Here is a 13,085-nt window from a genome sequence, read left to right on the forward strand (position 1 = left end):
GGGGCTAATGCCTGTGCTGCGCTTTATTATGTCATTTTTTGGCGGTATCTTTTCGATGCTGACACTAGGTCTTGCAATGATGGCGCTGACCATTGGTGCCGTTTTCCACATGTATGGCCGTGATTTGCCGTCTTACGAGGTGTTGTCACAGTATACGCCTAAGACGATCAGTCGGATTTATTCGGGTGAAGGCAATATCATTGACGAGTTTGCCACCGAGCGCCGTTTGTTCACTCCCGCTGAAGAGATTCCCGATCTGGTTAAACAGGCGTTTGTGTCGGCTGAGGACAAGAATTTCTATGTGCACAACGGGTTTGATGCCCGTGGTATGGCCGCTGCGGTTTTCGATGCGGTCAAGAGCCGTGGCGAAGACGTACGCGGGGCCTCGACGATCACCCAACAGGTCATGAAGAACTTTTTACTCGATGGTTCTCGGTCTGTGGAGCGTAAGATCAAAGAAATCATCTTGGCTGTCCGGATCGAGCAGGCGATGCCTAAAGAACGAATTCTTGAGTTGTATCTCAACGAAATTTTCCTTGGCAAAAACAGCTTTGGTGTGACGGCGGCGTCTTTGACCTATTTCAACAAACCGCTATCGGATCTGTCACCCGCAGAGGCGGCTTATCTGGCGGTTTTGCCAAAAGCGCCGTCGCGCTATGATCCGGTACGCGACTTAGCGCGGGTTATTCCACGCCGGAATTTTGTTCTGCGCGAGATGTGGGAAAACGGGTATCTGGATGATGAAACCTATAATGCCTCCCGCGAAGAACCGCTGTTGACTGTGCAATCGGGTGATATTGACAGCTTTCGTTCCGAACGTCCGCCGCGTGATTATTTCACGGACGAGATCAGGCGTCAGTTGAGCCAGAACTTTGGCGAGGACGAGTTCTTTAGTGGGGGGCTGTCGATCCGTGCAACTGTGGATCCCGAGATGCAAATCGAGGCTGCACATGCTTTGCAAAAGGCGCTCGAATCCTATGATCGTGGTGTTGGGCGTTGGACAGGGACCTCAAAAACGATTGCGGTTGAGGCATTAGCCAGCGAGGAAAGCTGGCGTGCGGCCTTAAGAGATGTCGTTGTTGCCCGTGACATTACGCTTGAGAACCAATGGTTTCCAGCTGTCGTGCTAGAGGTTGGGGATGCGCAATTACGGATTGGCATCGAAAATGTGTTGGAGACCGAGGCTGAACCACAGTTCGTACCGCGCAACGATATTGAATGGATCAGAGGCGATTTTGCCGAAAACTTTGATGTTGGAGATGTGGTGCATGTGCGCCGCATGACCGCCGATGCCGATGGTAGCTTCATTCGCTGGACACTGCGCCAGGTTCCGGAAGTGCAGGGCGCGTTTATGGCCATGGACGTCAACACTGGTCGTGTGATCTCGATGCAGGGCGGGTTCTCTTATCAGGCGTCGGTGTTCAACCGTGCAACCCAAGCCAATCGTCAGCCCGGTTCGTCATTCAAACCGTTTGTTTATGCCGCTGCTTTGGACAGTGGCTATTCGCCCGCCACAATTGTGGTAGATGCGCCGATCGAGATTAATACGCCACAGGGTGTCTGGCGTCCGCAGAACGCATCGAACCAGTTCTACGGCCCGACACCACTGCGCACAGGGATCGAGCAATCGCGTAACCTGATGACCATTCGTTTGGCCCAAGAGGTCGGCATTGATGTTGTCGGAGATTATGCCGAGAAGTTTGGTGTTTATGATCGCATGAACCGTGTGCTGTCGACCGCACTTGGCTCCGACGAGACGACACTGTTCAAGATGGTCGCGGCCTATGCGATGTTTGCGAACGGTGGTGAACGTGTCGAGCCGACGTTGGTCGACCGTGTGCAGGACCGCTATGGTAAGACAGTGTATCGACATGACGAGCGTACCTGCGATGATTGCACGGATTTGAACCTACCGCTTGGACAGTCACCGCGTATTGTTTCAAATCGCGAGCGTGTGATGAACGAGATTACCGCCTATCAGTTGACCTCGATGTTGGAGGGTGTTGTGCAGCGTGGATCGGCCTCGCGGACAGTGAAACTGCCGGTTCCGATTGCCGGAAAGACGGGCACGACCAATGATGCCAAGGATGTTTGGTTCATCGGTTTCTCTAGTAACATCGTTGCGGGCTGCTACATCGGGTTTGATAACCCTCGCTCTTTAGGTCGCGGCGCGTTCGGTGGCACGTTATGTGGGCCGGTGTTCAGCCAGTTTATGGGACAGGCGATTAAGAAATATGGCGGTGGTCAGTTTAATGTGCCTGCGAACTGTCAGTTTGTGAAGATCGACCGCTTTAATGGCGCGCGTTTGCCTGATAGTGCCAGCGGCACCAATGTGATTGCAGAATGTTTCCGTCCTGGCGAATTGCCCAACTTTGGGATTACCTTTGATGGTGGCTTTGGCATGGCGGCGGATCTGCCGTTGTTTGATGTTGTCCCACGCTCGAACCGTTCTGTCACGACTTCGTCGGGTGGCACGGCCACGGTAGGCCCCAAGGCGACGTTCGGCACACTATCTTCGGGTGGTCTTTATTGACCGCCCTTGTTATCCAAAATTAACGTCGTTTTCCAGATAGGGCTCCTATGCGCGCAGATACCCAAAACACCGTTGATGCGGTCGAAAAGTCGTTGAACCTGCTCGCGCAGCGTTTGGATTACGACACGGCCCCATATCGCTTGGAGGAATTCAACGCCCGAGTTGAAGATCCGACCCTGTGGAACGATCCCGATGCGGCGCAGAAATTGATGCGTGATCGCCAGAATTTAGTCGATGCGATTGGTGCTTACGAAAGCATCAGACAGGATTTGGCTGATAATATCGAGTTGATCGCACTTGGCGAGATGGAAGATGACGCCGAGGTTGTGGATGAAGCTGAGGCGGCGCTGAAAAAGCTCGCCAAACATGCCGCCCGTAAAGAATTGGAAGCGCTGCTCGACGGCGAGGCGGATGGCAATGACACGTTCCTAGAGATAAATTCTGGGGCAGGCGGCACCGAGTCCTGCGATTGGGCCAATATGCTGGCACGCATGTATGTCCGTTGGGCCGAGAAAAAGGGCTATAAGGTTGAGTTGCAATCCGAAACCCCTGGGGAAGAGGCGGGCATCAAGTCGGCTTCCTATAAGATTTCCGGTCAAAATGCCTATGGCTGGTTGAAATCAGAAAGCGGTGTGCACCGCTTGGTCCGCATTTCGCCGTTCGATAGTGCTGCCAAACGCCATACATCGTTCACCTCGGTGAAGGTATATCCGGTGGTGGATGACGATATTGATATTCAGGTTGAGGCCAAGGATATTCGTTTGGACACGTATCGCTCGTCTGGTGCCGGTGGTCAGCACGTCAACACCACCGATTCGGCGGTGCGCATTACCCACTTTCCGACAGGTATCGTTGTAACCAGTTCCGAAAAATCCCAACACCAGAACCGCGATATTTGTATGAAGGCGCTCAAGTCGCGCTTGTACCAGATGGAATTGGATAAGCGCTCGGCAATTGTGAACGACGTGCATGAGAATGCGGGGGATGCGGGCTGGGGCAACCAGATTCGCAGCTACGTCTTACAGCCTTACCAAATGGTGAAAGACCTGCGCACCTTACACGAAACATCAGATACCAAAGGCGTGCTGGATGGTGATCTGGACGGCTTTATGGCGGCAACGCTGGCACTGGCGGTATCGGGCAAGTCTCGAGCGGACGCGCAGGGCGACTAGAGGTTCCGGGCCGGTACGGCTCTCGGTTTGATGGCGTCACGGATTTAATTGTAGCCGTACGACGGTTGCAGCGCCGCGAGATGGAGCCGGGTCGCCTGCCAATATAACGTTTCAGCAAACGGTCGTTTTGGTTGTCAGCCATTACACAAAGAAATGCAGTTTCTTGCAATCACTTTGGCAGATCATAATGCGTTATGTCACTCTAAAATAATACTCCCTACTAATAGTCTTAATGACCAACTTAGAAACCAGTATGAAACGTATTTTTCTTACTGCCGGAGTATCTCTTTTAGCCACGCCAGCACTCGCGCAACTCAACCCGGATGAGCACGGTTTGTCATGGTTGGGCTGTCGCACCTTTCATTCAGGCTCAATCACATACTCGTGGTCGAAATTTGGCTATGGGCGCATCACGAGGCGGCCGCGCAATATGGGCGTTACCTTATGCCTTTGTCGAGCCGATGGTCCTAATCTCGGACTGAAGGTGGCGCTGACTCTTCCTTAACCCGTTGGTGTGCCGGCAGTAATTAAGTGCATTTTGGGACTGTTCCATGGCCCCGCACATGGTGCTGAGTTAGGCCCGCAGGTGAGAACGCGTTTGGTTTCGGATTTGCCGTATTTACGGATATTTTACATGGTGTCGGTATCTCTATTGCTGTGTTGATCAGCAGGGCATTCGCCGGATCCAAGTTCGCAAAGAGCCTTGGCTAGGTAACTGCAGCCGGCGGTCTGTGGGGCGCATTCAGCGGTTAATCAATAAATCTAAAAGTTTCTGTCTCCTAAATATCTTGATCCGCGATCAGGTGGCAGAAGCATTCGCCTTTAGAACAGCGTGAAAATTGCTGATGTGCGGCTACTAAAAACCAATTCAAACTCTAACCAATTGTGGCAGGTTTTTTGGCTCGTTGGTGGTGACGCTCACTGAGGATTTCTGACGCTTTCGTAAACGCAAGAAAAAGGGCGCTCTGATCAATATCAGGCGCCCTTTAGCTTAAGCCCCATTCGGGAAACTTAGGATTTTGTCTCAGGCGTTGGCATCTTTGCCTTGCCGCCCGTGCCATTTGTCAGGGGATCGTCCTGACGTTGCACAGAGCCTTCGAAGTGTGCACCGGATTCGATCGCGATGGTCTTGTGGATGATATCACCCTCGACCCGTGCGGACGACGTCAGGCGGACTTTCAGACCACGTACACGGCCGATGACACGGCCATTGACCACAACATCATCGGCAATCACTTCACCGCGCACGGTGGCACCTTCACCGACTGTCAGCAGATGTGCACGAATGTCGCCATCAACTTGACCCTCGATCTGGATATCACCTGTCGTTTTCAGGTTACCCGTGACCAAAAGGTCTGACGACAGCACGGATGCTGCCGGTTTGGCTTTTGGGGCCGCTGACTTGAAGTCAGGTGCAGGTGCAGATGCCGCAGGCATCTTTGGTGTTTCATCGGCCTTTGGGCCTGGCTCATTGATTTTGGATTTAGAAAACATCTTGTCCAGCTCTTATGTAAATCATTGGGTTAACAGGTTCGCCACCGACGCGGACCTCGTAGTGAAGGTGAGGCCCGGTGGACCGGCCTGAGTTGCCCATATCACCAATTCTATCTCCGCGCGAGACTCTTTGTCCAACTGAAACTTTTATCGCGTTTTGGTGAGCGTAACGGGTCTCGATACCAAACTCATGCTGGATTTTTACCAGACGTCCATAGCCCGATGACCAGCCTGCAAAGGTGACGACGCCGTCTGCGGTGGCATAGATCGGAGTGCCGACAGGACCGGCAAAGTCGGTGCCTGCGTGCAAGCGGCCCCAACGCTGACCAAAACCTGATGTGAAGCGGAAGTTTGCCTTCACTGGGATGTCGAACGGGGCACGTTCAGCCGCGATCCGGTAGAGGTTAATACGGTCCATACGATCCAGGATGCCATTTGCGCGTTCTGCGTCAGGATCCGGCGCGCCGCCTTTGGTCGAGAATTGCAGCGGCATAAGCGGACCGCCAGTACCTGAATAACCACGGCGCACCGCTGACAGCAGTGTCTCCGGGTTCAGACCTGCTTGGCGGAACATCTTGTCCAAAGGCTCGACTGAGACCATCATCGCTTCTTCAAGCTGGCGGAAGATTTCGTCGTTCTTTTCGCCCAGCAGACGGAGTTCTAGCTCCATTTCGGCTGCGTGATCTAATGCAAATGCGGCGTCGGCCGCGATCAGGTCGCGCTCTGTTGCGGTGTCGCGCAGGGCGTCTGCCAGCAAGTTCATTGTGCCGGTGGCTTCTTGCGTCATCAGGCTAGCGCCGCCTGTGGTGCCATCGCCAGAGAGGGCGGCAACCTGGTCGCGGGCCAATTCGCGATCTTTCATGGTGTCACGCAGGGTGGATTGCACAACCTCAAGGCCGGTTTCGAGTTCGCGGCGCTTGTCTTCTGTGTTAAGCAGTTCAGATTGCATGATCGAGATTTGCTCGAGTGCGGAAGTGAAGCGGCGCTGCGCGGCCACGGCCTCTTCAGCACGGTTGTCGCGTTCTGACGAGAGCGAATTGAGCCGTTGTTCGTAGATCATCTGGTCGCGTTGGGCTTGCGCGCGAAAGTTGCCGGCACCGATGCTGTCCATCAGCAAAATCGCGGTCGCAATAATAGTCCAGCCAACCACAAGTGTGCCGCCCGTCCATGCCACCAGTTGGGTCTCAGAGGTCAAGCGAATGAACCGCGTTTCATTGTCGGAGCGCAAAAACAACCTTTTCTCTGGGAAATGGCGTTCTAGTTTCGCGTGTATCCGCGCTGTAATGCGAGTTCTCAAAAGATAGTTTCCTTGTCCCGTCCCGGTGTGCGACGGATTCCCAAGCCTGAACCTACCGCCCTTTGCTGTTAGAGACCCAAGCCCCATCCCGCAACAATTTTGGGCAGCGGTTTACGGATTTTTCATGGATATTTGCATTTTAGGCGTCATTTCGCCTACTTTTTAACTGCAATTCTGCTTAATCAGATCTGTAACCAGCTATGAGCGGCCAGCAGGAAAGCCGCGGAATACCTGCTCGACCTCGTTTTTCGTCTGTAAAGGACGCGTTTGAGAGCCGGTCAGCGGCGCATCACATTCACAGCCATCTACAATAGTGGGGTTATATTACGCGCGCGGCCGCAAGCACCACTTCGACATGGCCCGCCACCTTAACCTTCCGCCATATTTGTACGATTTTTCCGTCGGTGCCGATCAAGAATGTGGCACGCTCGATGCCCATAAAGGTTTTGCCATACATCGATTTCTCGACCCAGACGCCGTAGGTTTCGCACAGATCTGTGGTTTCGTCAGATAACAATGCGATGCCAAGCGCGTGTTTTGACACGAATTTTTCGTGTTTTTTAACGGGGTCTTTTGATACGCCAAGCACTACGGTGTTGGACTTGGCAAAATCTGTGACTGCTTGCGTGAAACCGGTCGCTTCTTTTGTGCACCCTGATGTGTCGTCGCGGGGATAAAAGTAAAGCACGACCTGCCGGCCTGCGAAGTCTGCGAGGTTAACTAGATCGCCACCATCGCGTGGTAAGCTGAAGGCGGGGGCCTTGTCGCCAATTTTGAGAGTGCGCATGTTTTTTTCCCGTTGTATAAAAGTGTCGGGTTCTTTCTAGCCCAACGCTGGTAAAAATAAAGAGGGCGATGATCGGGCGACCATGGTTGATGAACAAATCACACCAAAACCCAAGCATCGCTTTTGGCGGCCGTTTTGGCATGTTTTACGCATCTCTGGGCTACTTGCTATTCTTCCGGTGGTTTTTGCGGCCGTGGCGGCGTTATTATTGATAGACCGCGATATCGATGCGCCTGATTGGTTAAAGTCGCGCATCGAGCAGCGTGCTTCATTGGCGCTGAATGGCGGACAGCTAACTTTTGATAGTATTTTCATAGCGATAGGGCGTGATCTTCATCCAAGGGTTCGTTTGCAAGAGACCGAAATACTGGATGCGAGCGGGATGTTGGTCGCGCGAATTCCGGTGGTTGAGGGTCTGATATCGCCGCGTGGCGTGCTGTTCGACGGTAGCGTGTTGATGCAGGATGTGGCGCTAAAGGGCGCGCAGATTAACGTGAACCGCGCGAAAGACGGCTCTGTATCGCTGGTGTTTGGAGGCAGCGGGCCAAAGTCGGCACCGTCTTTTGCCGCCTTGCTTGATCAATCGGTGAAGCTATTTGAGGCGCCCGCACTTGCTGCACTTGAAGAGATAAGTGCGACTGGTGTGGTCGTGAACTATAGTGATGCGCGCGCCGGACGTAGCTGGACCGTGGACGGCGGGGTGATTGATTTGGACCTACGCGGCGGGCAAACTGCGATGCGTGGCGCATTTACTGTTTTGTCGGGTGGCGCGGCCATTACGCAACTGACGTTTCAGTTTGATCACGCACAAGGTGCCGATGAGGCCGTGATTGGAGTGTCGATCACCGATGCCCTGGCCCGTGATATTGCGAGCCAGTCCGATGCACTGCGCTGGTTGGCCGAAGTGGATGCGCCGATTTCGGCAGCTCTGCGCACGACATTAAATGAAAAGGGCGCGCTGGGTCCGTTGAGTGCGACGCTAGAACTGGGGGCTGGCGCGTTACAGCCCAATGCAGAGACCGATCCGATCGGGTTTGACAGCGCTAAGGCCTATATGACGTATGATCCCGCCAGTCAGTTGATTAGTTTTGATCAGGTCGAGATTGATGCGCCTGCGGGGCGTGTTGCGGCATCCGGCCGTGCCTACCTGCGCGAGTTTGAAAGCGGCGTGCCACAGGCTTTGGTCGCGCAGATCGCGTTTTCCGATGTGACGTTAGCGCAGGGCGGCCTGTATCCGCAGGGCCTAACCTTGCCGCCATTGTCGGTGGACGCGCGATTGCGGTTCGCGCCTTTTGCCGTAGAGATCGGCCAGTTGGCTCTGGCAGACGGCGAGACGCATCTGACGGCGCAGGGCCGCATTTCTGCTGCTCCCGATGGGTGGGAGGTGGCGGTGAACGGCGCGCTGGACCAGATTGATGCGGCGCGTCTTGTTGCACTGTGGCCCGAGAGTTTAAAGCCGCGCAGTCGCTTGTGGATGGTTGAGAACGTTTCTGCGGGGATGTTGACCGATACCCAATTCGATTTTCGCACGGTGCAAGGTGCGCCGCCTGCGATCACTGCAAGGTTCGAGTTCGAAGGGGCGACCGCAAGGTATATGCGCGATATGCCCCTGTTGCGGGGCGCTGTGGGTGTCGGAAACTTACTTGATAACCAGCTGATAGTGTCACTGGACGCGGGTCGTGTGCCTGCGCCGCAGGGGGGCGCGATTGATTTGACAGGCACTGCGATCACGATTTTGGATACCCGTGTGCGAGGCGGTAATGCGGCGCTGGACCTTCGCATGGACGGTACAATTACTGCGACCCTTGCGCTTTTGGATAGCGAACGGTTCCAGTTTATCAGTAAGGCTGGGCAGAGTGTTGATATTGCGGACGGGCGTGCCACTGTGCAGGGCTATTTGCAGTTTCCTTTACGCAAAGGCGTGCCGCCTGAAGAGGTAGAGCTAGATATTGCCGCAGCTATGACGAACCTGCGCAGTGATACCGTGATTAAGGGGCGCAGGTTGACCGCTTCACGTCTCGACGTGCTAGTTGACAATGATGGGGTGCAGATTTCCGGTCCCGCCCAGTTGGACGGCATTGCCGCGAATGGTACGTGGCGCAAGGCATTTGGGGCTGCGGAGGCGGGTAAATCGCAGCTGACATCGACCGTCACACTGTCGCAGCCGTTATTGGATGCTTTTGGCATTGCATTACCCGCAGGTGCGCTGGGTGGTGAGGGGCAGGCGGATTTGACATTAGATTTGGTTGAAAACCAAGCGCCTGCGTTTCGTCTGACATCGGATTTGCGCGGGGTGAGTGTGGGTCTGCCCGCAATTGGCTGGCGCAAAGAGCCCAATGCGCGCGGGGCGCTGCTGGTTTCGGGTACGCTTGGGGCGGTGCCGCGTGTGGACAAGCTTGAGATCAGTGGCGGCGGCTTGGACGCTAAGGGGTCGATCAGATTGACGCCTGCGGGTGCATTGGACGAGGCGCAATTTACTCAGGTCCGTATCGGAAACTGGATGAATGCACCGATTACGGTTTCAGGGCGTGGCAAGGGCCAACCTGTCGGCGTAAGCCTGAGTGGTGGTATGCTGGATTTGCGCGGCGCGTCATTTGGCGGAACTGGTGGCAACGGGACGCAATTAGGGCCGATGAGCCTTCGGCTAGATCGGTTGCAGATCACCGAAGGCATTACACTGCGCGATTTTCGCGGTGACTTTAGCGGGACAGGCGGGTTTTCGGGTGCGTTCACGGGGCATGTAAATGATGGACCTTTGCTGCGTGGCACGGTGGTGCCCCAAAACGGGCGCTCGGCTGTACGCTTAGTCTCGAATGATGCCGGCGGCGTGGTTGGCGCAGCGGGCTTTGTCAAAAACGGCGTTGGCGGCACGCTGGACCTGACGCTGTTGCCTGTTGGCGCTGCGGGTACGTTTGATGGCACTTTGGCGGTGCGCGGATTGCGGGTGCGAGATGCCCCGTCGATTGCCGCATTGTTGGATGCGATTAGCGTTGTGGGGTTGGTGCAACAGCTAGACGGTGGCGGGCTGGCGTTTGACGAGGTCGACGCAAAGTTTCGCCTGACCCCCGACCGTGTGATTGTGACAGAGGCAAGTGCGGTAGGGCCGGGGCTAGGCATTTCGATTGACGGGATTTATGCGCTTGCGTCCAAACAGATCGATTTTCAAGGGGTGGTGTCGCCGTTCTACCTGATCAATAGCGTTGGATCGTTTCTCACCCGTAAAGGTGAAGGGTTGATTGGCTTCAACTTTAACCTTACGGGCAGTGCGGCAAGTCCCAATGTTAGCGTAAACCCGTTGTCTGCGCTGACCCCGGGCATGTTTCGCGAACTATTCCGCCGTCCGCCACCAGAGGTATCACAGTGAAGCTATCCGATTTTGATTTCGAACTGCCCGAAGATTTGATTGCAGTGCGCCCTGCAAAGCCGCGTCCCTCGGCCAAAATGTTGGTCGCCAACGGCGCACAAATTTCGGATCATGTGGTGGCAGATTTGCCTTCGTTTTTACGCAGCGGTGACGTGTTGGTATTGAATGATACCAAGGTTATTCCGGCTCGTTTGTTTGGCCTGCGCCACCGCAATGGCGAGTTTGGAATGACTGCGGCCAAAATGGATGTGACCCTACTTGATCCGCGCAGCGACGGCACATGGATGGCGATGATTAAACCGCTGCGCAAAGTAAACGACGGCGAAGTAATTGTGTTTTCGGACGAACTATCGGCCACTGTTATGGCGCGTGCCGATGGTCAGGCACAGTTGCAGTTCAGCCTGACGGGTGACGGTTTTGATGACGCGCTGAATGCGGTAGGAGCAATGCCGTTGCCGCCTTATATCGCCGCCAAACGCCCTGCGGACGATGCAGACAAGGTGGATTATCAGACCTTTTGGGCAAAGCACGCGGGTGCTGTGGCGGCTCCAACCGCGTCATTACATTTTGACGGCCCGTTATTACAGGAACTCGCGGCGATGGGCGTGCAGTTTGTGCATGTGACCTTGCATGTAGGGGCCGGCACGTTCCTGCCAGTGAAGGTCGACGATATTACGACCCATAAAATGCACGCGGAATGGGGCGAGGTCACACCGGCTGCTGCGGCAGAAATCGCGCTAGCAAAGTCCGAGGGACGGCGGGTTATTCCTGTCGGTACCACGGCGTTGCGGCTGATTGAAAGTGCTGCGCGCACAGGAGAAATAGCCCCTTGGAAGGGCGAAACAGATATTTTCATTACGCCGGGATTCGAATTCAAAGTGGCAGACGGATTGATGACAAATTTCCATCTCCCCAAGTCGACATTGATGATGTTGGTGTCCGCAATGATGGGCGTTGACCCCGTTAAGCGGATTTACGCACACGCAATTCACGAAAAATACAGGTTCTTTTCTTATGGCGATGCTTCCTTGCTTCTTCCGGAATAAGGCGCTGACGTTGGCGTTTGCTGAGGTGTCGCAACAGACACTTGGGCTTTGTGGCGGGGACTGTTAGGCAGTCCAAAGAATTCAGGTAAGGGACCACGTTTATGATTCAGGTATTAAGTGGCTCTTGGGCGCTGTATCTTGGCATGTTCATGTTGATGATCGGCAACGGTTTGCAAGGAACGCTGCTGGGTCTGCGTGGCGATCTGGAAGGGTTCAGCACATTTTCGCTATCCGTCATCATGTCTGGCTATTTTGTGGGCTTTTTGTTCAGTTCCAAAATGACACCGAAGCTCATTCGCCGTGTCGGACATGTGCGGGTATTTGCGGCCTTGGGGTCGGCTATTTCCGCGGTGCTTATCTTATATCCCGTGCTAGTCGAACCTTGGGCATGGACGCTGGGGCGCGTTATCATCGGGTTTTGCTTTTGCGGTGTGTATATCACGGCTGAAAGCTGGCTGAACGATGCTTCCACCAATGCCACACGCGGCAAGGCGCTGTCCTTATATCTTATGGTACAGATGGCGGGAATTGTTGCGGCGCAATATATCGTGTCGCAGGGCGATATTTCTGGCTATGCCTTGTTCATCATTCCATCAGTACTGGTGTCATTGGCGTTTGCACCGATTTTGTTGTCGATACGCCCGACGCCGCAGTTTGCGCAGACAAAACCGATGACTATTCGCCGGTTGATCGAGGCCTCGCCGTTGGGCTGTGTGGGGATGTTCTTGTTGGGCGGCGTGTTTGCGTCGCAGTTCGGCATGTCGGCGGTTTACGGATCGCAGATCGGTCTTTCCGTTGGGCAAATCTCGTTATTTGTCTCGGTGATTTATGTGGCAGCGCTCGTCGCGCAATATCCGATCGGCTGGATGTCCGACCGCATCGACCGCCGGATCCTGATCCTGATTTTGGGCGTGGTCGGCGGCTTGGGCAGCTTGGTCGCGTTTTTTATCCCCGATAGTTTCGGGGTCATATTGTTCAGTGCTGCGGTTCTGGGCGGTACGTCAAACCCACTTTATGCACTGCTTATCGCCTATACAAACGACTATCTGGAGCGTGACGACATGGCGGCCGCATCTGGTGGGCTTTTGTTCATTAACGGGGTTGGCGCTATTGCAGGACCATTGATTGTAGGCTGGATCATGGGGGAACTTGGTGCAACTGGCTATTGGCTATTCTCGGCGATTTTGATGTTGTTGCTTGGGGCCTACGCAGCTTACCGGATGACACGTCGTAGCCGCTCTGATCTGGACACCGATGGTGTCAGTTATGTGGCTGTGTCCTCGTCGTCGTCCCCGGTTTTGGCAGAAGTTGCACAAGAGGCCTATGTCGAGGCTGAACTGGAAGAAGAGGCGCAGGCGAACGTATAAATGCTTGCCTGATGGCCGCCGGTCT

At 54.7% G+C, this 13,085-nt stretch carries 8 protein-coding genes; 5 read left to right on the forward strand and 3 right to left on the reverse strand.

What is annotated here, in order from left to right; genetic code table 11:
* Positions 1-13: 13 nt before the first annotated feature.
* A complete protein-coding gene (locus tag ACXLHR_RS04790; protein WP_458790392.1) occupies positions 14-2,533 on the forward strand; it encodes a penicillin-binding protein 1A in 2,520 nt (839 codons plus the stop codon).
* A gap of 47 nt (positions 2,534-2,580) precedes the next feature.
* On the forward strand, positions 2,581-3,705 hold the full coding sequence (prfB, locus tag ACXLHR_RS04795; RefSeq protein WP_458790393.1) for a peptide chain release factor 2: 1,125 nt from the start codon (positions 2,581-2,583) through the stop codon (positions 3,703-3,705).
* Between the two features lie 1,011 nt (positions 3,706-4,716).
* On the opposite strand, the gene ACXLHR_RS04800 is transcribed toward prfB, so the two are convergent.
* The 3 genes from ACXLHR_RS04800 to bcp form a co-directional block, all read right to left on the reverse strand.
* The gene (locus ACXLHR_RS04800) at positions 4,717-5,199 is read right to left on the reverse strand and encodes a bactofilin family protein (RefSeq protein WP_458790394.1); all 483 of its coding nucleotides are present in this window, start codon (positions 5,197-5,199) and stop codon (positions 4,717-4,719) included.
* A complete protein-coding gene (locus tag ACXLHR_RS04805; RefSeq protein WP_458790395.1) occupies positions 5,189-6,496 on the reverse strand; it encodes a DUF5930 domain-containing protein in 1,308 nt (435 codons plus the stop codon). The genes ACXLHR_RS04800 and ACXLHR_RS04805 overlap by 11 nt, the downstream gene beginning before the upstream one ends.
* A 319-nt stretch (positions 6,497-6,815) precedes the next feature.
* On the reverse strand, positions 6,816-7,283 hold the full coding sequence (gene bcp, locus ACXLHR_RS04810; RefSeq protein ID WP_458790396.1) for a thioredoxin-dependent thiol peroxidase: 468 nt from the start codon (positions 7,281-7,283) through the stop codon (positions 6,816-6,818).
* Between the two features lie 82 nt (positions 7,284-7,365).
* Here bcp and ACXLHR_RS04815 point away from each other — a divergent pair, with 82 nt between their 5' ends.
* From ACXLHR_RS04815 to ACXLHR_RS04825, 3 genes are all read left to right on the forward strand, one after another.
* Complete coding sequence (locus tag ACXLHR_RS04815; RefSeq protein ID WP_458790397.1) at positions 7,366-10,647, forward strand: DUF3971 domain-containing protein; 3,282 nt, start codon at positions 7,366-7,368, stop codon at positions 10,645-10,647.
* Positions 10,644-11,693: a tRNA preQ1(34) S-adenosylmethionine ribosyltransferase-isomerase QueA gene (queA, locus tag ACXLHR_RS04820; protein WP_458790398.1), complete on the forward strand. Its 1,050-nt coding sequence runs from the start codon at positions 10,644-10,646 to the stop codon at positions 11,691-11,693. Before ACXLHR_RS04815 ends, queA begins: the two co-directional genes overlap by 4 nt.
* Positions 11,694-11,794: 101 nt before the next feature.
* Positions 11,795-13,060 (forward strand): MFS transporter, encoded by a 1,266-nt coding sequence (locus ACXLHR_RS04825; RefSeq protein ID WP_458790399.1) that lies wholly within the window; start codon positions 11,795-11,797, stop codon positions 13,058-13,060.
* The last annotated feature ends 25 nt before the right edge of the window (positions 13,061-13,085 follow it).

This window comes from Yoonia sp. MH D7 (assembly GCF_054439475.1).